Below are 20,427 nucleotides of genomic sequence, written 5' to 3' on the forward strand. Positions count from 1 at the left end.
GTTCAATCCATGAGCATCCTCGTCAACGAGAACACGAAGGTCCTCTGCCAGGGCATCACCGGCTCGGCGGGCTCGTTCCACTCCAAGCAGATGTTGGAGTACGGCACGAAGCTGGTCGCTGGCGTCACGCCGGGCAAGGGTGGTACCGACTTCGAGGGCAAGGTCCCCGTCTTCAACTCGGTGGCCGACGCGGTGAAGCAGACCGGCGCCAACACCTCGGTCGTCTTCGTCCCGCCCCCCTTCGCGGCTGACTCCATCATGGAGGCCGCCGACGCGGGCATCTCCCTCATCATCGCCATCACCGAGGGCATCCCCGTCAACGACATGATCAAGGCCAAGCGCTACCTGCAGGGTAAGCCGGGCGTTCGCCTGATCGGCCCCAACTGCCCCGGCGTCATCACCCCGGGCGCCAGGTGCAAGATCGGCATCATGCCGGGCCACATCCACAAGCCGGGCCGCATCGGCGTGGTGTCGCGCTCGGGCACGCTGACCTACGAGGCCGTGTACCAGCTCACCCAGCTGGGCCTGGGCCAGTCCACCGCCGTGGGCATCGGTGGTGACCCGGTCAACGGCACGGACTTCGTGGACGTGCTGAAGCTCTTCAACGCGGACCCCGAGACGGACGCCGTCATCATGATCGGCGAGATCGGCGGCGACGCCGAGGAGCGCGGCGCCGAGTACGTGGCGCGCGAGTTCACCAAGCCCATCGCCGGCTTCATCGCCGGCCAGTCGGCTCCTCCGGGCAAGCGCATGGGCCACGCCGGCGCCATCATCTCCGGTGGCAAGGGCACGGCCGCGGAGAAGATGAAGGCCATGGAGGCCGCTGGCTTCGTCATGGCCGCCAGCCCCGCCGAGCTCGGCACCACGCTTCAGGAGGCCGTCCGCCGCGGCGCTCCCAAGAAGAACCGCTAGTCCCACCTCCCACACGTCAGACGAGGACCATCAACCATGGCCATCGAGCGTACGCTGTCCATCATCAAGCCCGACGGGCTCCAGAAGGGCGTCATCGGCAAGATCATCTCCCGCTTCGAGGAGAAGGGCCTGAAGCCCGTTGCCATCCGCCTGCAGCACCTGTCCCAGGCCCAGGCCGAGGGGTTCTACGCCGTCCACAAGGCGCGTCCCTTCTTCAAGGACCTGGTCAACTTCATGATCTCCGGCCCCGTGGTGCTGATGGTGCTGGAGGGTGAGAACGCCGTCCTGGCCAACCGCGACATCATGGGCGCCACCAACCCGGCCAATGCCGCCCCGGGCACCATCCGCCGCGACTTCGCCACCAGCATCGACCAGAACACGGTGCACGGCTCGGACAGCCTGGAGAACGCGAAGATCGAGATCGCGTACTTCTTCCGCGAGACCGAGATCGCCCCCTACGAGTACACCAGCAAGAAGTAGCTGGCAGGGCCTCGCGCCCGGGACACGGCCCGGCTCCCGCGCTCCTCCGCGGGGACCGGGCCGCCGTCTTTTCCACGTCCGGCGCAGGGTAGGGGAGGGAACGGGCCCTCCTTTGACTCCGAGTCCTATCTTGTGGGAAGTCACCCCCACACTCCCCCCGTTGGAACCATGATGCAGCCCGAGTCCTCCCACATCCCCGCCGCGATCGCCGAGCTCCAGGCGACCCCCGCGCCCACGCCGGCCCCCGCGCCCGCGAAGCTCACGGAGGTCTCCAGCCTCACCCTGGAGGGGCTCACCCGCTTCTTCACCGAGGAGCTGGGCGAGCGTGCGTTCCGGGCCGGCCAGCTGTACCGGTGGATCCACCAGCGCGGCGCCACCTCCTTCGACGAGATGACGGACCTCTCCAAGGCCCTGCGCGAGAAGCTCAAGACGCGCGCGGAGATCGTCCCCCTCGTGAAGGACGCCGAGCAGCGCTCGGTGGATGGCACCATCAAGTACCGCTGGAAGACGCGGGACGGCCGCTACATCGAGTCCGTCTACATGCCCTCCGAGGACCGCAAGACGCTGTGCGTGTCCACCCAGGTGGGCTGCGCCATGGCGTGCAGCTTCTGCATGACGGGGACGCTCGGCCTCAAGCGCAACCTCACCCCGGGGGAGATCGTCGCCCAGGTGCACGCGGTGAACCGCGAGGTGCGCAAGCTGGAGAAGCTGGAGACCTACCGCCCGCTCTCCAACCTGGTCTTCATGGGCATGGGCGAGCCCCTGCACAACTTCGAGAACCTGAAGACGGCGCTCTCCATCCTCCAGTCGGTGGAGGGGCCCAACTTCAGCCACCGCCACATCACCGTGTCCACGGTGGGTCTGGTGCCGATGATCGAGCGCTTCGGCCAGGAGACGGACGTGAAGCTCGCCATCTCGCTCAACGCGAGCACGGACGAGCAGCGCTCCAAGACGATGCCCGTCAACCGCAAGTGGAACATCGCGGCGCTGCTCGACGCCTGCCGCAAGTTCCCCCTGCGCCAGGGCCGCCGCATCACCTTCGAGTACGTCCTCCTGCGGGACTTCAACGACAGCGACGAGGACGCCTACCGCCTCATCGAGCTGCTCAAGGACATCCCCGCCAAGGTCAACCTCATCCCCTACAACGAGAACCCGGGGCTGGGCTTCAAGACGACCATGGACGAGCGCGCCGAGCGCTTCCGGGAGCTCCTCACGAACGGGCACGTGGCCGCCTTCATCCGGCAGAACCGGGGCCGTGATATCGCCGGAGCGTGTGGCCAGCTGGCCAACCGGGGTGGCGAAAACGACTCCGAATCGACGCAAAACCCCGAGCTTCCTTGACAATCCGCTTGTGGCGGCGTTAAGAGCGCCCCCCTCCAAGCTGATCACCTTCTTGTCTCACCTTCAGTTTTCACCTGGAGCATCAGAAATGGCCGTTGTCCTCCGTCTTGCCCGCGCGGGCGCCAAGAAGAAGCCGTACTACCACGTGGTGGCCACCGACTCCCGTAACCCCCGGGATGGCAAGTTCCTCGAGGCCGTGGGTTCCTACGATCCCAACCACAAGCCCGCCAAGGTGGAGTTCGCCGCTGAGCGCCTCGAGTACTGGCTGAAGTCCGGCGCGGTGCCCTCCGAGACCGTGGGCGAGCTCATCAAGCGCCACAAGCGCGCCGCCCCCGCCGCCAAGCCCGCTTAGTCTCCTCGCAGGCCGAGCGGACAGCGTGGAGCAGCTCATCATCTATCTCGCGCGGGCCCTGGTCGATCAACCGGACCAGGTGAGCCTGCGCGCGTCCGACGTCGAGGGGGCCCGGCTCTATGAGCTGAAGGTCGCCCCCGAGGACGTGGGCAAGGTCATCGGCCGGGACGGTCGCACCGTGGGTGCCCTCCGGACGTTGGTTGGCGCCGCGGCCCAGAAGCAGGGCCAGAAGGTCCGTCTGGAGATCCAGGACGACCGGCGTCAACCCCTGGCCGGGACCCCCACGCCCGCCACACCCCCTGAAGGCCCGTGACCCTCAAACCCCATCTCGAGCTGGGCTATGTGGCCCGCGCCCATGGTCTCCAGGGAGAGGTGGCCGTCCGCACCTTCGACCCGGCGTCCGAGACGCTCGACCATGTCGAGCGTGTGCTCGTGCGTCCCCGTACCGGCGCCGAGCGCGTCTTGCGGATTGTTTCCGTGCGGCCCACGCCCAAGGAGATGCTCGTCGTCTTCGAGGGCGTGAAGGGCCGCGATGCCTCCGAGGCGCTGGTGGGCGCCAAAGTGCTCGCCTTCCGGGAGGACCTCGAGCCTCCCGCCGAGGACGAGTACTTCCAGGGTGACCTGGTGGGGCTCACCGCCGTGGACGCGTCCGGCAAGGTGCTCGGCCGCGTGGAGGAGATCTGGGAGACCGGTGAGGTTCCCAACCTCGTCATCCGCGCCGAGGGCCAGGAAGAGCTGGTGGTGCCCTTCGTCGACGACTTCGTCTCCACCGTGGACATCCCGGGCGGCCGGCTCGTGGTGAAGCCTCCGGAGTACCTGGAGGTGGGTGGGCAGGAGTCGGCGGAGGGCGAGCCAGAAGGGGGCGAGTGATGTACCCCGTGGAGGTGGTGACGCTCTTCCCGGACAGCGTCTCGGGCTACCTGGGCGCGAGCATCCTCGGGAAGGCCCAGGAGAAGGGGCTGCTCGGCGTCACCGTCACGTACATCCGCGACTACGCCGAGGGAAAGCACCGCGTCACCGACGACACGCCCTACGGGGGTGGTGCCGGCATGGTGATGAAGCCGGAGCCGCTGGTGGCCGCCATCGAGGCCGCCCGGGCCCGCGCCCCCGCCGGGGCGAAGGTGCTGCTGATGAGCCCTCGGGGCCCCGTCTTCACCCAGGCGCGGGCGCGCGAGCTGGCGAAGGAGCCCGGGCTGATCCTCGTCTGCGGCCGCTACGAGGGCGTGGACGAGCGCGTCATGCCGTACCTGGACGGGGAGGTGTCCCTGGGGGACTTCATCCTCACCGGGGGCGAAGTGGCCGCCCTGGCCGTGGTGGACGCCGTGGCCCGGCTGCTGCCCGGAGTGCTGGGCAACGAGGTCTCCAGCGTCACGGAGAGCTTCGAGGAGGGCCTGCTGGAGCACCCCCACTACACCCGGCCGCCCGTCTTCCGCGGCGCCGAGGTGCCCGCCGCCCTCCAGTCCGGAGATCACGCGCGGATTGCCCGTTGGCGCCGCTGGAAGGCCCTGCAGCTCACCCGGGAGCGGCGCCCGGACCTGTATGCCCGCCTGCAGTTCGACAAGGCGGATTTGAAGCTGTTGTCGAAGAAAGAGGAGGAGCTGTAGCCCCTCCGACGGTTCCTGGGCCATTGGTCGGTGTTCAGCGGGCTTGTCCGACCCCCGGCTCTCTGGTAGTACGGCCCGCTCTCAGTTTTCGTACCCCGAGTCCGAGCTTTTCTGGAGTCAGTCATGCGTCGCAGCGCGATCGAGTACGTGGAGGCCAAGAACCTCCGTAAGGACGTCACCGAGTTCCGTACCGGTGACTCGGTTCGAGTCCACTGGAAGGTCAAGGAGGGCGACAAGGAGCGCGTGCAGGCGTTCGAGGGTGTCGTCATCCGCAAGAAGAAGGGCCACAACCGTGCCACCTTCACCGTGCGCAAGGTGTCCTTCGGCGTGGGCGTGGAGCGCATCTTCCCGATGCACAGCCCGCGCTACGAGAAGATCGAGGTCCTCTCCCGCGGCAACGTGAGCCGCAACCGCCTCTTCTACCTCCGCGCCCTCAAGGGCAAGGCCTCCCGCGTGGAGACCCAGGAGGACGCGGAGATGCGCCGCGCCGCCGCTGTCAGCCACGCGGCCGCCAGCCACGCCTCCGGCAAGACGACCGCCAAGGGTCCGACCGCCTGATTGCTCGCCGGCCCTCGTGGGCCGGTGCTTTTTTGGGGAGCGTCCTTTCGAGGACGCTCCCTTTTTTCATGCCCATGCGCGCTAGAATGGGGGCGCATGCACTTCGTCGAGGTTGCCGTCCAGAACGTCCGGGGGTTCTCTCCGGCGGGCCGTTTCGCCTTCAAGACCGGGTATCTGGTCCTCAAGCCCCCCACGCCGGAGCTGAGTCCATTGGCGGGGCTGTCACTCGCGCTGCTCTACGCGGATGGCCGGGGCGGTGATGCCGCGCTCGCCGCCTCCACGCAGAAGGCGGGCAAGGCCGCGCTCACCTTCGTGGGACAGGACTCCGTCACCTACCGCGTGTTGCGCGAGCTGGGTGGAGGCGGCTCGCTGCACCGGCTCAACCCCGCCACGAAGCAGCCGGAGCTGGTGACGCAGGACACCGCCGAGGCCAACCAGTTCCTCCGCGGCCAGGTGGGTCTGCCGCCGCGCACCACCTTCGAGCAGCTCTTCTGCCTCCAGGCGGCGCAGCTACCCTCGCGCCGTCCTCGCGGTGGGGCCCGGGCCTCCACGTCGGGCCTGCGCGCGCTCTCGTCTCCGGGCATGCCCGCGATGCGCTCGCCCACGTCTCCGGGCATGGCGCATTCCTCTCCCGGCATGTCCATCTCGTCTCCGGGTGTCATACCGGTCTCGGACATCCCCGCCGCCGAGGCGAAGGTGCGCGAGCTCGAGAAGGAGCTGGTGCTCTGCAGGGAGGTGGACAACCTCCAGTTCGAGGTGGACGGGCTCAACTCCCAGGTCTTCGATCTCGAGTCGAAGCTGCGCGGCACCGATGGCCTCAAGGAGAAGGTGCGCCAGGCCGAGGAGGCCTGGAACGCCGAGCCCACGCCCGAGTCGTTCGGTCTGCCCCAGGACATCGTGGCCCGGGCGGAGCGCTACCCGCGGTCGCTCGCGCGCCGTGACGAGGCCCTGGCGCGCCTGGAGTCCGAGCGCGAGGTGGCCGAGGAGGAGGCGCAGCGGCTGCCGGACATCGAGCCGCTCGTGCGCAACCGCAACTTCTGGATCGCCGTGGCCGCGGGTGTGGCGTGCTTCGCCGTCAGCTTCTCCTTCAGCGACTGGGCCCGGTACGTGGCGCTGCTGGACATCCCGGCCTTCGGCTTCGCCGCGGTGCTCGCCATGCGCTACGTGGACGAGCTGCAGGACAGGGACCGGTTGGGCCGCCGCAAGGAGATGTTCGCCGTGCGCGAGAAGAAGATCCTCGAGGAGTTCGAGGCCGAGGCCGGTCCGGTGCGCAAGGCCCTGGAAGTGTTCGACGTGGACACGCCCAAGGAGATTCCCCTGCGCCTGCAGCGCCGCGAGCAGCTCGGCGCCGAGGTGGCCCAGCTGCGCGCCGAGCTCGTCTCGGTGGAGAAGCACCCGGAGTTCCAGGAGGCCATCCGTCAGCTGCCGGTGCTCCGCCAGCAGATCGAGCTGCTCAACGCGAAGATCTCCGAGAAGGGCGCCTTCGTGCGCGACCTGCGCGAGGTGGAGCGGGAGCTCGCCCGGCTCAAGGAGTCCATCGCGCTGGCGCGCAACCCGCAGCTGGCCGGCATGGGCATGGCGGGGGCCGACCTGGCCGGTGGCGGCATGGAGCCCCTGGAGGATCCGGCGCCCCTGGTGCTCGGCCTGGCGGGGGATCTGCTGGCCACGGACGTGGCCGCCGTCATCGGGATGATGCGCGAGCGGTGCGTGCAGTACTTCAGCGCGCTCACGGAGCGCCGCTACGTCGGCGTGGAGTGGGATCGGGATGGGCGGACGATGGTGGTGACCTCCGCGGGCCGGCGCGTGCCGGTGGGCGAGCTGCCTCCGCGTGAGGTGGACCTCTTCTTCCTGAGCCTGCGGCTGACGGTGGTGGAGAAGGTGAGCGCCCGGGTGAAGCTGCCGCTGCTCGTGGAGGACGCGCTGGTCGGCCTCGACGAGTCCCGGCTGCCGCTGCTGGGGCGGATGCTCAAGCACCTGGGCACGTTGACGCAGGTGCTGCACGTCACGCCGCATCCCGGCCTGGCGCAGCTGTCGGACGGGCCTGTCAGTGTGTAGGACGCGCCACGTGGCGTGAGGGGCCCCCAACGGAGGGGGCTCGGGAGGGGTGGGGATGGGAAGGGCAGGGGTGGATCGGAAGGGGTTCGGGGACGAGGGCGAGGAGGCGGCGGTGCGTTTCCTGGAGTCACGGGGCTACCGGGTGCGCGCGCGCAATTTCTCCTGCCGCTACGGGGAGCTGGACGTGGTGGCCGAGCACGGGGACACCGTGTGTTTCGTGGAGGTGCGGATGCGCTCCACGGCGGTGTGGGGAGACCCTTCCCACACGGTGTCCTTCGCCAAGCAGCGCAAGGTGGTGAAGGCCGCGCTGCATTACCTCCTGGCCCACCGGCTGCGGGACAGGATGATCCGTTTCGATGTCATCTCGGTGGTGGGCCGTGGCGAGCACGCGACGGTGGAGCACCTCCCGGGCGCTTTCGACGCGGGGATGTGAGGAACGGATATGCCTGGAACGCTCTATCTGGTGGCCACGCCCATCGGGAACCTGGGGGACATCTCCACGCGCGCCCTGGAGACGCTGCGCGCGGTGTCCTTCGTGGCCTGTGAGGACACGCGGCACTCGCGCGTGCTGTTGGACCACTTCGGTATTTCCGCGGACACGGTGAGCCTGCCGGCCTTCGCCGAGGGCCAGCGCGCCGGCCGCATCCTGGAGCGGCTCGAGGCCGGTGAGGACTGCGCGCTGGTGACGGACGCGGGCAGCCCGGGGATCAGCGATCCCGGGGAGAAGCTGGTGGCCGAGGCCATCGAGCGCGGGGTGAAGGTGGTGCCAATTCCGGGCCCCACGGCGCTGGTGGCGGCGCTGAGTGCCTCGGGGCTGCCCACCGGGCGCTTCCACTTCCTGGGCTTCCTGCCGCGCAAGGGACCCGAGCGCCAGGCCATGCTGGAGGAGGTGGCGCCGCTGTCGGCCACGGTGGGGATCTACGAGTCCCCACGCCGGCTGGCCGAGACGCTGACGGACCTGAAGGCCGCGCTGGGAGACCGGCGCGCGGTGGTGGCGCGGGAGCTGACCAAGGTGCACGAGGAGTTCGTGCGCGGCACGCTGTCGGCGCTGGCGGAGCGCTACGCGGCCGAGGAGCCCCGGGGTGAGGTGGTGGTGCTGGTGGAGGGGCGCACCGGAGAGCGGCGCTGGTCCGAGGAGGAGCTGCAGCGAGCGCTGGAGGAGGGGCTCGGGCGAGGGGAGAAGCTCAAGGCCCTCAGCACCGAGCTGGCCCGGCGCGCCGGTTGGTCCGGACAGGACGTGTACCGGCTGGGGCTCGGGCTCAAGAAGCGGTGAACCCCATCAAGTGAGTCCAGTCCTCACCAATATCCCCTCGCCCTCCGGGAGAGGGTCAGGGTGAGGGTATCCAGGCCCGTTCTTCAACCCGTGACCCCCCCGTGTGGACAGGGGGTTCAACCCGGGATGCGGGCACCCTCACCCCGTCCCTCTCCCGAGGGGAGAGGGGAAATTCAGAACCGCAGGGTGGCGGTGACGTCCAGACGGAAGTCCCTGCTCTCGGTGGCGAGGAAACGCCGCGAGACGAAGTCCGTGCGGTAGTCGAAGTTGGGGTTCAGCTCGGCGGTGTTGCCCGTGATGTCCACCGTACCGTTGCCGTCCAGGTCCTTGCCGATCTTCTCGTCGGTCAGCACGTGGTCCGTGTTGTACAGGTACATGCCCGAGCCCCGGACGGACAGGAAGTCGGAGAGCTGGGCCGTCAGGGCGAACTGGCCGCCGATCTGCACGTAGTCCCCGGTGGCGAGCAGCTTGCGCAGCGGGCCGCTCATCTCGTTGTAGTAGCGGCCCTCGGACACGTAGTTGCTGATGGCACGCAGGTCCAGCTTGAACTTGCGCGTGGGCGTGTCGAGCACCTGGAACTCGGAGCCGAACATCACGCCGGCCACGTGGGGCGCCTGGATGCCCGTCTCCTTGCGCTCCCACCCAGCGGCGCCGCAGTTCTGCGGGTGGCCGAGGTTCTGCGGATCCACGTTGCGGTTGTTGCAGTTCGTCCAGGCGCCCGGGCCGCGCACCGGGATGGTGTAGTGCATCCGGAAGTACGGATCCGCCAGGCCGATCTGCCGCGAGAGCGCCGTGTACACCGTGTACTTGTGCACCCGGTCACCAACGGCACCCCGCTGGTCCTTGGTCGTCACGAAGCTCGGGTCGAGCAGCTTCGCCGTGGGCGCCTCGTAGTCCAGCCCCACCGTCCACGTGGGCTTCGTCTCGTCCTTGAGCTGGTTGAAGATGGACCACGCGAACCCGAAGCGCGCGTTGCCCAGACCACCGCGGAACGTCTCGAAGAACCCGTTCGCGGGCATGTTGAAGAGCGGCTCGGGGGTCGTGAGCGAGCAGGGCTTGCCCATGCCGTCGCAGTTGTTGCGCACGAAGTTGTTCGTGATGGTGGAGTTGCCCGGGTTCGTGCCCGACACGAACGCCCAGGACTCATCCTGGAGCAGCACCACGGGCAGCCCGAACGACAGCTCCACGTCCTGGGCGATGCCAAAGGCCACGTCCAGGTTCAGGCGCGTGTCGTAGCTCCTGTACCAGAGCTCGCCCTGGTACTGACGCGTCCCGCCCGTGGTGGTGGGCAGGGCCTCGCGGACGATCTTCGTACGCCGCTGCGAGTGCTCGATGCCCACATCGATGAACATCCCGAATGGATCCTCGTCCTCGAAGGACGAAGCGACGCGGGTGATATCCGCCGCGGTGGCGACGAACGGCACTCCCAGCGTCAGCGCGGCGACTACGGCGCGAAGCCTGGACATCCGACCTCCGGAACCACTTCCTCGGAGGTCGGGGCGAGGGGTCCGCTCGGACCACCCGTGCCGCGTAACCCCCGGGAAATGTTGAGAAATTGTCCGGGGACGCTAGCCGCCGCCAGCAGGGGTGTCAAGAAACGGATGGCTTCATCCGCCGGCGACCGTGGTGCCGAGCAGCCCATCCTGCCGGCGCACCTCGGCCTCGAAGGCCGTGCGCTGGCCCGCCGCGAGCGAGCGGCGGTAGGTGCGGTGGCTCTCGTACGGATCCAGCACGCGCTCGTCACCGGCCTCGAGCTGATAGTGCAGGTGGGGCGCGAAGGAGCGGCCACTGTTGCCGCTGCGGCCCAGCATGGTGCCCACGTTGAAGCGGTCTCCCACCTTGAGCGAGCGCGGCAGCTCGTCCATGTGCAGGAAGAGCGCGCGGCGGTGCTTGCCGCCAATCTCCTCCAGCTCGATGCAGTTGCCGTTGAAGCGGAAGCTCCAGTTCTTGCGGCGGACAATGCCCGTGAAGGGCGCCTTCACCGGAGTGCCCACGGGCGTCTTGAAGTCCACGCCCTTGTGCCGGCGGCCATCGCGCAGCAGCGACGTCACCTGCTCGTAGTCGTCCAGGGGCGAGTTCTCCAGGCGCAGCTCCAGCTCCTCGCCACTGGGCAGGTAGTAGCGAGGGTTCTTGTCGCCCTCGGGCTGGAAGCGGTAGGCGCGGTGCGTCTGGCCCGTCTTGTTGCTGGTGAAGCGCACCGCGTACACGAGGGGCTCCTCGTTGGGGCGCACCTGGTAGAGCACGTCGAGCGTGTCCCCCCGCCGGAGATCTCCCGGCACGTCCACCCACCACACGAGCGTGCGCGTCACCACCTGGGCGAGCGCGGGGCCCACCTCGGGGCCGGCGGCGGCGGTGACGGCCGTCTCCATGGGGCCGTCAATGCGGATGGTGGCGCGCGACAGCCCGGCCGCCGTGAGCGGATCCGAGGGGGCCGCGGCGGCGGCGGCCGTGGCAGCCGCCGAGGGGGTGGTGGCGGAAGGAGCGGCGGCGGTGGAGCCGGCCTCCCCGGAGCCCATGGCCACGGGCGCGGTGAGCTGCTGCTCGGCCGTGGCGGGGGGGGTCTCCGAGGCGAGCCGTTGCTTCCACCACCACACGCCTCCGGCGCTCAGACCCAGCAGCAAGGAGACGACCATCACCGGACCTACAGGGCTTTTCTTCGGCTGTGGTCCGAGGGTGGGAAGAGGCGGCCGCATTCAGGCTCCCAGAGAGGAAAGGGGTTGTGGCCGGGACCGAACCGATGGTTTCGCGGCGATATTTCGCCGTCCCGGGTCACTCGTCGATGGATTCGTCCCGCCCGTCCGGCGGGGTGGTGTCGCGCAGGCCGAATTCCTTCATCTTCGTCTGGAGGGACTTGCGGCTGATCTGCAGCAGCCTGGCTGCTCGCGTGACGTTGCCACCCGTCTCCTCCAGGGCCTTGGTGATGAGGTCCTTCTCCAGCTCGGCCGCCTTCATGCGGACGATGTCCTTGAGCCCTCCCTCGCCCGTCGAGGCCTCCAGGGGAGCGGCCGAGAGAGCGGGCGCTGGCGTGCCGGAGCCCTGGCGGACCGGATCCGGGAGATCCTTCGCGGTGATGGAGGGGCCGTCGGCGAAGAGCAACACGCGCTCGATGAGGTTCTCCAGCTCGCGGATGTTGCCCGGCCAGTTGTAGGCCTGCAGCAGCGCCATGGCGTCGTCGGAGATGCTCTCGATCTTCTTGTTGAGCTTGCGGTTGTACTTCTCCACGAAGTGCCCGGCGAGCATCGGAATGTCCGTGCGGCGCTCGCGCAGCGGCGGCAGCACGATGGGCACCACCGCCAGCCGGTAGTACAGATCCTTGCGGAAGCGCCCGGCCTCGATCTCCGCCTGCAGATCCCTGTTGGTGGCGGCGATGAGGCGCACGTCCACGCGCGTCGTCTTGATGCCACCCACGCGCTCGAACTCGCCCTCCTGCAGCGCGCGCAGCAGCTTCACCTGCATCTCGACGGGGATCTCTCCGATCTCGTCGAGGAAGAGGGTGCCACCGTCGGCCAGCTCGAAGCGGCCGGGCTTGGAGGTGACGGCGCCGGTGAAGGCTCCACGCTCGTAGCCGAAGAGCTCGGACTCGAGGAGGTTGTGGGGGATGGCGGCGCAGTTGATCTTGATGAACGGCTTGTCGCGGCGGCTGGAGGCGCCGTGCAGGGCCGAGGCGATGAGCTCCTTGCCGGTGCCGCTCTCGCCATTGATGAGGACGGTGGAGGGGGTGTCCGCCACCTTGTCGATGATCTTGAAGACCTCTTGGAGCTGAGGCGACTCGCCGATGATGGCGGCGCGGGCCTTGGCGTCGGCGCGTACCGAGCGCTGGGCGACGTCGTGCGCCTTGGCCGCCTTGGCGATGACGGCCGAGAGCTCCGCCTGATCGAAGGGCTTGGTGACGTAGTCGAAGGCGCCGGCCTTGATGGCCTCGACGGCGGAGTCCACGGTGCCGTGCGCGGTGATGATGATGACGGGCACGTCGGGGTTGGCGGCGTTGACCGCGCGCAGGACCTCCATACCACCGGCCTTGGGCATGACGAGGTCCGTCACCACGATGTCCGCGCCATTCTTGTTGAACTCGGCGAGACCCTGCTCGCCATCGGCCGCGACGGTGACGTCGAAGCCGTCACGGCGCAGCATGGCGGCGAGCACCTTGCGCAGGTTCGCCTCGTCGTCGATGACCAGGATCTTCGCCATGGGGGGCTGGCGGGGTTGCGCCGGACTAGCCGCGGTTCGGCGCGGATTCCAGGGTGCAGATGGAGTCGGGGTGCTTGATGCGGAGGATGAGCGACTCCAGCACCCGGAAGGGATGGTTCATCCGCGAGGCGCCCAGGTAGGCGGCCACCATGTCCATGGCCACCGCCAGGTCCATGTTCTCGCGGCCGGTGGAGACGACCACGCCCGAGTCCCCGCGCAGCCGGTTGGACTGGAAGACACCGTCCGAGGCGAGCTGACGGATGGTCTCGATCTCCAGCACGCCCGTCTTCTCGAAGATGCGGTGCAGCATGGAGAAGAGGCGAGGGGAGAGGATGACGGCGTAGGGGCCGTAGTGGCCGGACTCGTTGAGGCGGCGGGTGGCCTCGACGATGGAGAGGTAGCCGGCCCCGGGAGTGCCCCAGTCACCGAGCGGCACGGTGAGGCGGCCGGTGGCGTTCATCAGCCCCTCGTGGCCGAGCTTGGGATCTCCGTAGAAGATGAGCTCGTCTTCCTGCTGGGCGCAGAGGGCGGCGGCGCCGGCGGCGGCGGACACGTCCAGGGGCATGTTGTGCAGGCGCGCGGCCTCGATGTCGCGCCAGTGCAGCAGGAAGTCCTTGTAGATGATGGGGATCGTCTTGAACTTGCGCGCGTCGGTGAAGACGGAGGCCGTCTCCTGCTCGCCGACGATGTCCACCGCGCCCGGGCTCACGCCGGTGTACTCATCGTGGGGGACGGTCTGCACACCAGCGCCCAGCGGGCCGTAGATGTCCAGGATGCGACGGCCGACGAGCGACCGGCGGGCGACCTGGATGACGGTCTCGTTGAGGCGGGCCCACTCGTCCTCGCGCAGCGGGTTCTCGGCATGTCCAAGGAAGTCAGGCATGGGGACGCTCCAGGGGGAGGTACGGCGTCAGCGGCTGCGCCGCAGCGAGCCGACGGTCAAGGGTTGGACGCCCGGGCTGGGCGGCGGGGCGGGCACGCCATACAGGACGCGCTCGGGTTGTACGAGGCCAGGAGGCGGCTCGGCCTGGCCATTGCCATTGCGTCCACCCCGCGCCGGGCCCCGGGAGACGGGCTCGGACGGAGCGGCCGGAGACGGCGCCGCCGCGGCGGGAGCAGGGGCCGGGGCACGAGCGGGGGCAGGGGAGGGCCTGCCCTCGATGGCGCCCTGGAAGTGGCCCGTGGTGACGGGTCTGGCGAAGTGGGCCTCCTGCCCCGCGTCGAGGAGGCGCAGCATGTGGACGGCCTCGGCCACGTGCTCCTTCTCCTCGGCGGCCAGGTGCAGGAAGAAGTCGCGCAGCTCCGGGGTGGAGGCGGCGCGGGCATGGGCCTCGTACTCGTTGATGGTCTCCAGTTCGCGCGCCAGGACCTGGCGGACGAGCGCCACATCGGTCGAGAGGTCGTTATCTGGGGGACCGGCCATGGGAGCGCTGACCATTGCGGCCCGCAGGGGGAACCGTCAAGAGAAACCATGGCACCGGAGTTCGCGCTTCAAGCAGGTGAACGCTCCGCATAGAGTGATTGCCCTCTCGTGACCGTTCCCGCTCCTCGCTCCGCCCCCTCTCCCGTTGCTGAACCCCGTCCCGTGTCGCCCGGGACGCGTGCCCGAAGCGGAGGCGCGCTGTTCGTCGCGGTGGGCATCTTCGCCTCGCGCTTGATGGGATTGGTGCGCGAGCGCTTCTTCGCGCACTACCTGGGCAACGGCATGGCCGCCGCCGTGTTCAAGGCCGCCCTGCGCATCCCCAACTTCCTGCAGAACCTCTTCGGCGAGGGCGTGCTCTCCGGCTCGTTCATCCCCGTGTACGCGGGCCTGCTGGGCAAGGGCGACACGAAGGAGGCGGATCGTGTCGCGGGCGCGGTGTTCGGGCTGCTCGCGCTGGCCACCAGCGTGATGGTGGCGGCGGGCATGCTCGTCACGCCGCTCTTCGTGGACACCATCGCCCCGGGCTTCGAGGGCGAGGCGCGGTCCATGGCCATCCAGCTGGTCCGCATCCTCTTCCCGGGCACGGGCATGCTGGTGCTGTCCGCGTGGTGCCTGGGCGTGCTCAACAGCCACCGGAAGTTCCTCCTGTCGTACCTGGCCCCGGTGGTGTGGAACCTGGCCATCATCGCCACGCTGGTGGTGGCGGGCCGGCGCGGGCTGCCGGAAGAGCGGCTGGTGGTGGTGCTCTCCTATGGCGTGGTGGCGGGCTGCCTGTTGCAGTTCGCGGTGCAGGTGCCGTCCATCATGCGGGTGCTCGGCGGCTTCCGGCCCACGCTGTCCACCGCCAGCGAGTCCGTGCGCCAGGTGCTGCGCAGCTTCGGCACGGTGGTCATCGGCCGCGGCGTGGTGCAGGTGAGCGCCTACGTGGACACGTCCTATGCGTCGCTCATCGCGGGCCGCGCGCTGTCCACGCTGACGTACGCGCAGACCCTCTACCTCATCCCGGTGAGCCTCTTCGGCATGTCCATCTCCGCGGCCGAACTGCCCGAGATGTCGCGCGCGGCGGGGGCGGGGGAGGATGTGTCCACGAAGCTGCGCACGCGCATCGAGGCGGGCGCGCGCCGCATCGCCTTCTTCGTGGTGCCCTCGGCGGCGGCGCTGCTCTTCATTGGGGACGTGATCGCGGGCGGGCTGCTGCAGACGGGCCGCTTCACCGCCGCGGACACGCGCTACCTCTGGTACCTGTTGATGGGCTCGGCGGTGGGCCTGGTGGCCTCCGCGCTGGGCCGGCTGTACGCCTCGGCCTTCTATGCGCTGAAGGACACCCGGACGCCGCTGCGCTTCGCGGTGGTGCGCGTGAGCCTGGGCGCCGCGGCGGCCTGGTTCCTCGCCTTGCGGCTGCCGGCACTGGTGGGCCTGCCCGCGCACCTGGGCGCGGTGTTCCTCACCGTGACGAGCGGCATGGTGGCCTGGTTCGAGTCGCAGATGCTGCGGCGGACGCTCGCGGGGCAGATCGGCCACGTGGGGGTGCCCCGGGCGCTGCTCCTCAAGCTGTGGGGGGCCGCGCTGGCGGCGGGGCTCACGGGCCTGGGCATCAAGCTGGCCCTGGCCCGGGCGCTGGGGACCATGCCCGGGGTGGAGGCGGAGTGGGGTGGCGGCCTGCTGGCTCCACCACACCTACATCCGATCATCCTGTTCCTGGCGGTGGTGCTGCCCTTCGGGGCGGTCTACTTCGGTGTCACGGGGGCCCTGGGCATCCCCGAGGCCAGGGCCGTCTTCCAGCGCCTCCTCCGCCGTCGAGCCGCTCGCTAGGAAGCAGGCGGGCGAGCCCGATTCCCGGGGTGGGGGATGGGACAGGCGACATGTCGCGTTATGAAGGGGTTCCGGGTGCGCTTGACAGAAGATGACCACATGCGTCTTCCGTCCAAGCACGGCGCGTGTGTAGAGTGCGCCGCCTTTTGACCCAGCATGGGGGTACGGTCCCCCAAGGCTGGATTCCGATTACGTTCAGGAAGGTCCTGGCAGTGAGCGACGAGAAGAACGGTTCCGTTGGTTCTGGTGGCGGTGGCGGTCCTGGGGGATTCGGTCCCAAGAAGCCCAAGGCCACCTTTGGCGACGTGATGCTCGGCATCCCGGCGGGCCGTGGCGGCGAGCGCGAGGAGCGCGGCGGCCGTGACCGGGACCGCGGTTCGGATCGCCCGCGCGGCGAGCGGGGTGGCGAGCGCGAGGCCCGTCCGGCGGCGAAGCCGGAGGGTGAGGCCGCTGCCCAGCCGCAGCAGGGTGCGCCCCGCGAGGGCGGTGGCCGTGACGATCGCCGTCCGCGTGGTGAGCGGGGCGGTGAGCGCGGTGGCCGTGGCGGCGACCGGGGTGGCAAGGGGGGCGGCGAGCGCCGTCCCCAGGGCCCCATGGTGGTCGTCAAGCGCGCCTCGGGCGCGGTGGAGACGCGGGGCCCGGTGACCCCAGCGCCGTCGTCGACCGCTCCGGCCGAGCCCGCCGAGGCCGCGGCTCCCGCCGAGACGGCCGCTCCGGCGGCTCCCCCGGCTCCGGCCCCCCGGAAGGCCCCTCCCGCGCCGGCTCCCAGCGCCGCGCTGTACGAGGAGGTCCCCGAGTCCCAGTCCTTCGCCGAGATGTTCGAGGCGCAGCAGAAGGACGGCGGCGTCCCGGGCCGGCGCGCGGTGCGCATCGGCGAGAAGGTGTCTGGCACGATCTTCCAGCTCGGCGCGGACACGGCCTTCGTGACGCTGTCCAACGCCAAGAGCGAGGCGATGATCGAGCTGCGCGAGCTCAAGGACGACGAGGGCGTGCTGCGCTACGGCGTGGGTGACACCATCGAGGCGCACGTCATCGAGGCGGGCGCCCGGGGCATCCTGCTCAGCCGCGCGCTGGCCAAGGGCAGCGCCAACATGGCCATGCTCGCCGAGGCCCGCGCCTCCGGCATGCCCGTGGAGGGCATGGTCCTCTCCGTCAACAAGGGCGGTGTCGAGGTCGCCATCGGCGACGTGCGCGCCTTCTGCCCCATCAGCCAGCTGGACATCCGCTTCGTGGAGAAGCCGGACACGTTCATCGGCGAGAAGCTCACCTTCCGCGTCACCGAGGTGCGGGACCGCAACGTGGTGCTCTCGCGCCGCTCGCTGCTCGAGGACGAGCAGCGCAAGCTGGCCGCCAAGACGCGCGAGACGCTCGCCGAGGGCAAGGTCGTCAAGGGCCGCGTCACCGGCGTGCGTGACTTCGGCGCCTTCGTGGACCTGGGCGGAGTCGAGGGCATGATCCCCGTCTCCGAGATGTCCTACATGCGCGTGGCCCACCCGAGCGACGTGGTGAAGCAGGGTGACGAGGTCGAGGTGGAGATCCTCCGCATGGAGGCCGCCCAGCCCAACTCGCCCGACAAGGCCAAGCAGAAGGAGCGGATCACGCTTTCCATGCGCGCCCGCCAGGAGGATCCCTTCAAGACGGCGCTCGCGGAGATCAAGGAGGGTGACCGGCTGCAGGGCAAGGTCGTGCGGCTGCAGCCCTTCGGCGCCTTCGTGGAGCTGCGTCCGGGCGTGGACGGCCTGGTGCACATCTCCGCGCTGTCCGAGCGCCGCATCGCGCACCCGCGCGACGTGGTGCAGGTGGGCGAGACCATCTGGGTGCAGGTGGAGAAGATCGAGCCCAACGACAAGCGCATCGGCCTGCGCCGGATCACCGAGGAGGAGGCCCAGCGCCCCGCCGAGGAGCGTCCGGCCCCCGCCGCCGCCCAGCAGGAGAAGAAGCCCGCCGAGCCCGCGGCGCCTCGCCCGAAGGTGGGCCAGGTGGTGGTGGGCAAGGTGGACCGCATCGAGCCCTACGGCGTGTTCCTCGTCTTCCCCGGCGGCAAGGGCCTCATCCCCGCCTCCGAGACGGGCACCGAGCGCGGCACGGACCTGCGCAAGAAGTTCTCGCTCGGCCAGGAGCTGAAGGTGGCCCTCGTGGACATCGACGCCTCCGGGAAGATCCGCCTCTCCATCACCGCCGCCGAGCGGGCCGAGGAGCGCGCGGAGGTCGAGGCGTGGACGAAGAGCCAGCAGCCCGTGGGCGGCGGCAAGAAGGGATTCGGCACCTTCGCCGATCTGTTGAAGAAGTCGGGCAAGTAACGCCCGGCGCTCGGTGCGCACGGGAGACGCGGGGAATGCCGCACGCGTCTCCTGGCGTTCGAGGAAAAGTGTTGACGGTACAGGGGGAGGGCGGTACTTAGCCTCCCGCTTCGACGCCGCGGGGTGGAGCAGCCTGGTAGCTCGTCGGGCTCATAACCCGAAGGTCGCAGGTTCAAATCCTGCCCCCGCAACTCAGACTCGCCGGAGACCCTGCCGGAAATAGATGACAGGGTCTCTGGTGTTTGACATAGAGCAGCAGCCGCAAACGGTATCGCGGGGTGGAGCAGCCTGGTAGCTCGTCGGGCTCATAACCCGAAGGTCGCAGGTTCAAATCCTGCCCCCGCAACTCGTGGATGAGGCCCCGCTGGTGATGAGCCAGCGGGGCTTTATCGTTGCAAGCAGTACAGTGTGTAGAGACATGTCGCGGGGTGGAGCAGCCTGGTAGCTCGTCGGGCTCATAACCCGAAGGTCGCAGGTTCAAATCCTGCCCCCGCAACTCGAAGAAGACGAAGCCCCGCCGGTGATGAACCGGCGGGGCTTCTGTCGTTTCCGGGCATCCGTGCGGCCAGGGCCCACACCACTTTCGGAGTCACCCACTCGGAGGTGACGTTTGCGGTGGGGGTGGTTAGACTTGGTTCGATGAGCCGGAAGCACGGTGGTGGACAAGGAAGCCAGCGGACGTTGAGGGCGGAGCTCCGGACACGGCTGGAGTCCTGGCCTCGGGAGCGGCTGCTGGACTTCGCCGTGGAGCAGTTCCTGGCGGATCCGCATCTGAGGTACGTCCTGGACGAGCCGGTGAAGCAGGGCAGGGCGGATGAGGCCCTGTCCCGGCACTTGAGGCGGGCCATCGATGGGGCCATGGGTGTCCGGTACGTCGACTGGCGTGAGCTCCCCAGCTACATCGCGCGGTTGGAGCGGTTGCTCGGGGATATCCGCTCCTTCGCCGAGGGCTATCCGGCGGAGGGCGTGGAGGTGCTCCGCTACTTCGTGAAGGCCGTGCCGCAGGTGTTCGACAGCATCGCGGACGAGGACGAGCTGGCCCTCTTCTGCGCGCAGCTGGCGAGGGTGACGCTGGGGCTCGCGGCGAGGGTGGCGGGCGCGGCGCGGACCGTGGCCGAGGAGCTGCTCGCGGCCTACGTCGCGGATGAGTACGGGCGCTTCTCGGAGGTGCCCGAGCTGCTGGTGGAGGCGGAACTGCCGGCGGACGTGCGGCGGGAGGTGGCCGCGGCGGCCGAGGCGCTCGCCATCCAGGTGACGCGGAGGGATGGCCACAAGTCACGCGAGCTGGGCTCGCTGGCGGCCCGGCTGCGGTAATCGTGTTGCGCATGCTCCCTCTCCCTCTGGGAGAGGGCGGGGGGTGAGGGTCGTCCCCCGTGTGACGTTCACCCGCGCTCGCGGTGCTCCTGCAGGTACGCCGCGAAACCCGCCTTGGACTGGATGCGGAACTCGGGCAGCCGCGCGAGTGCCTCGGGCTCGAACGCATACTGCTCGCACACGAGGCTCGCCCGCAGCGCCCCCTCTGGACCTCCCGTGAAGGGCTGCACCTCGTGCGTCAGGTCCCCCCGGAAGTGCACCAACATCCCCGGCCTCGGACGCACCTCGCCCGATGGCTGCGCTCCTCGCGAGAGCACCAGCGCGCCTCCCTTCGCGCCCTCGGGCACGTTCAGGTAGAGCACGCTCACGTGCTCGGGCGTCGCTCCCGGGACTCCGCTCGGCTCCTGCAGCGTCGCGTCGATGTGCCGGCCCACGCCCCGCCCGGGCTCCAGCAACAGCAGGTTCACGTAGAAGGCGTTCGGCCCGCGCCGCTCCTTCCTGGGACCGAAGAGCCGCTCGCGCCAGGGCAGCAGCCCCCGAGCGCTCGCCGGATCCATCACCAGCGCCAGGTAGTCCTGGAGGAAGGGGAAGCGCTCCTCGAGCTTCGCCCGGCCCGCCTCCGTGAAGATGAGCGCGAAGCCCCGGCTGCTCTGGAACGTCCCCATCAGCGGGCTCCGAGCCACGAAGCGCGAGGAGAGCAAGGCCTCCCGAAGGGCCTCCAGCTTCGCCGCGGGCATGGCGTCGCGATGGGTGACGAGCTCGCTCACGCCCCGGAGTCTATCGGGTCCAGACCCGGAGACCTGGGACGAAGACGC

Annotated in this window: 20 protein-coding genes and 3 tRNA genes; 17 read left to right on the forward strand and 6 right to left on the reverse strand. The window is 69.4% G+C overall.

From position 1 onward, the window contains the following. Window positions 1–9 precede the first annotated feature (9 nt). The 11 genes from sucD (at window position 10) to rsmI (ending at window position 8,575) form a co-directional block, all read left to right on the forward strand. Window positions 10–912 carry a succinate--CoA ligase subunit alpha gene (sucD, locus tag VFZ09_RS23565; protein ID WP_329729886.1) on the forward strand — a complete coding sequence of 301 codons (903 nt, stop codon included), beginning with the start codon at window positions 10–12 and terminating at the stop codon, window positions 910–912. 36 nt (window positions 913–948) lie between these two features. After that, window positions 949–1,392, forward strand: a complete 444-nt coding sequence (gene ndk / locus VFZ09_RS23570) for a nucleoside-diphosphate kinase (RefSeq protein WP_329729887.1) — start codon at window positions 949–951, stop codon at window positions 1,390–1,392. 171 nt (window positions 1,393–1,563) lie between these two features. Further along, window positions 1,564–2,733 carry a 23S rRNA (adenine(2503)-C(2))-methyltransferase RlmN gene (gene rlmN, locus VFZ09_RS23575; protein ID WP_414640736.1) on the forward strand — a complete coding sequence of 390 codons (1,170 nt, stop codon included), beginning with the start codon at window positions 1,564–1,566 and terminating at the stop codon, window positions 2,731–2,733. 88 nt (window positions 2,734–2,821) lie between these two features. Beyond that, on the forward strand, window positions 2,822–3,085 hold the full coding sequence (gene rpsP / locus VFZ09_RS23580; protein WP_329729888.1) for a 30S ribosomal protein S16: 264 nt from the start codon (window positions 2,822–2,824) through the stop codon (window positions 3,083–3,085). 25 nt (window positions 3,086–3,110) lie between these two features. Continuing rightward, complete coding sequence (locus VFZ09_RS23585; RefSeq protein WP_329729889.1) at window positions 3,111–3,398, forward strand: KH domain-containing protein; 288 nt, start codon at window positions 3,111–3,113, stop codon at window positions 3,396–3,398. Beyond that, window positions 3,395–3,955: a ribosome maturation factor RimM gene (gene rimM, locus VFZ09_RS23590; protein WP_329729890.1), complete on the forward strand. Its 561-nt coding sequence runs from the start codon at window positions 3,395–3,397 to the stop codon at window positions 3,953–3,955. Before VFZ09_RS23585 ends, rimM begins: the two co-directional genes overlap by 4 nt. Further along, window positions 3,955–4,689, forward strand: a complete 735-nt coding sequence (gene trmD, locus VFZ09_RS23595) for a tRNA (guanosine(37)-N1)-methyltransferase TrmD (RefSeq protein WP_329729930.1) — start codon at window positions 3,955–3,957, stop codon at window positions 4,687–4,689. The genes rimM and trmD overlap by 1 nt, the downstream gene beginning before the upstream one ends. A 123-nt stretch (window positions 4,690–4,812) precedes the next feature. Beyond that, window positions 4,813–5,247: a 50S ribosomal protein L19 gene (gene rplS, locus VFZ09_RS23600; protein ID WP_329729891.1), complete on the forward strand. Its 435-nt coding sequence runs from the start codon at window positions 4,813–4,815 to the stop codon at window positions 5,245–5,247. A gap of 96 nt (window positions 5,248–5,343) precedes the next feature. Then, window positions 5,344–7,302, forward strand: a complete 1,959-nt coding sequence (locus VFZ09_RS23605) for a chromosome segregation protein SMC (RefSeq protein WP_329729892.1) — start codon at window positions 5,344–5,346, stop codon at window positions 7,300–7,302. Between the two features lie 55 nt (window positions 7,303–7,357). Further along, on the forward strand, window positions 7,358–7,735 hold the full coding sequence (locus VFZ09_RS23610) for a YraN family protein (RefSeq protein WP_329729893.1): 378 nt from the start codon (window positions 7,358–7,360) through the stop codon (window positions 7,733–7,735). Between the two features lie 9 nt (window positions 7,736–7,744). Then, the gene (rsmI, locus tag VFZ09_RS23615) at window positions 7,745–8,575 is read left to right on the forward strand and encodes a 16S rRNA (cytidine(1402)-2'-O)-methyltransferase (RefSeq protein ID WP_329729894.1); all 831 of its coding nucleotides are present in this window, start codon (window positions 7,745–7,747) and stop codon (window positions 8,573–8,575) included. 173 nt (window positions 8,576–8,748) lie between these two features. Here the strand turns inward: rsmI and VFZ09_RS23620 are convergent, their stop codons facing one another. The 5 genes from VFZ09_RS23620 to VFZ09_RS23640 all read right to left on the reverse strand — a co-directional run bounded on the left by VFZ09_RS23620 (window position 8,749) and on the right by VFZ09_RS23640 (window position 14,186). Next, window positions 8,749–10,041, reverse strand: a complete 1,293-nt coding sequence (locus VFZ09_RS23620) for a hypothetical protein (protein ID WP_329729895.1) — start codon at window positions 10,039–10,041, stop codon at window positions 8,749–8,751. 141 nt (window positions 10,042–10,182) lie between these two features. After that, the gene (locus VFZ09_RS23625) at window positions 10,183–11,208 is read right to left on the reverse strand and encodes a M23 family metallopeptidase (protein WP_329729896.1); all 1,026 of its coding nucleotides are present in this window, start codon (window positions 11,206–11,208) and stop codon (window positions 10,183–10,185) included. A 136-nt stretch (window positions 11,209–11,344) separates the two neighbouring features. Next, window positions 11,345–12,763, reverse strand: a complete 1,419-nt coding sequence (locus VFZ09_RS23630; protein WP_329729897.1) for a sigma-54 dependent transcriptional regulator — start codon at window positions 12,761–12,763, stop codon at window positions 11,345–11,347. A gap of 25 nt (window positions 12,764–12,788) precedes the next feature. Continuing rightward, window positions 12,789–13,646 (reverse strand): family 1 encapsulin nanocompartment shell protein, encoded by an 858-nt coding sequence (locus VFZ09_RS23635; RefSeq protein WP_329729898.1) that lies wholly within the window; start codon window positions 13,644–13,646, stop codon window positions 12,789–12,791. A gap of 27 nt (window positions 13,647–13,673) precedes the next feature. Beyond that, window positions 13,674–14,186: a ferritin gene (locus VFZ09_RS23640; protein WP_329729899.1), complete on the reverse strand. Its 513-nt coding sequence runs from the start codon at window positions 14,184–14,186 to the stop codon at window positions 13,674–13,676. Between the two features lie 162 nt (window positions 14,187–14,348). On the opposite strand from VFZ09_RS23640, the gene murJ reads away from it, so the two are divergent. The 6 genes from murJ to VFZ09_RS23670 all read left to right on the forward strand — a co-directional run bounded on the left by murJ (window position 14,349) and on the right by VFZ09_RS23670 (window position 19,612). Then, window positions 14,349–15,998 carry a murein biosynthesis integral membrane protein MurJ gene (murJ, locus tag VFZ09_RS23645; protein ID WP_329729900.1) on the forward strand — a complete coding sequence of 550 codons (1,650 nt, stop codon included), beginning with the start codon at window positions 14,349–14,351 and terminating at the stop codon, window positions 15,996–15,998. Window positions 15,999–16,210: 212 nt separating this feature from the next. After that, window positions 16,211–18,298, forward strand: a complete 2,088-nt coding sequence (locus VFZ09_RS23650; protein ID WP_414640732.1) for a S1 RNA-binding domain-containing protein — start codon at window positions 16,211–16,213, stop codon at window positions 18,296–18,298. Window positions 18,299–18,415: 117 nt separating this feature from the next. After that, a tRNA-Met gene (locus tag VFZ09_RS23655) sits at window positions 18,416–18,489 on the forward strand. Window positions 18,490–18,570: 81 nt separating this feature from the next. Continuing rightward, window positions 18,571–18,644: transfer RNA gene (locus VFZ09_RS23660), tRNA-Met, on the forward strand. 76 nt (window positions 18,645–18,720) lie between these two features. Continuing rightward, window positions 18,721–18,794, forward strand: a tRNA-Met gene (locus tag VFZ09_RS23665). Window positions 18,795–18,937: 143 nt separating this feature from the next. Beyond that, window positions 18,938–19,612, forward strand: coding sequence for a hypothetical protein (locus VFZ09_RS23670; protein WP_329729901.1), 675 nt, complete (start codon window positions 18,938–18,940; stop codon window positions 19,610–19,612). Window positions 19,613–19,680: 68 nt separating this feature from the next. Here the strand turns inward: VFZ09_RS23670 and VFZ09_RS23675 are convergent, their stop codons facing one another. Next, entirely contained in the window at window positions 19,681–20,379 is a 699-nt protein-coding gene (locus tag VFZ09_RS23675) for a 2OG-Fe(II) oxygenase (RefSeq protein WP_329729902.1), read from the reverse strand. Window positions 20,380–20,427 lie beyond the last annotated feature (48 nt).

The sequence above is a fragment of the Archangium sp. genome, from assembly GCF_036277355.1.
In the GTDB taxonomy this organism is placed as follows: Bacteria; Myxococcota; Myxococcia; order Myxococcales; family Myxococcaceae; genus Archangium.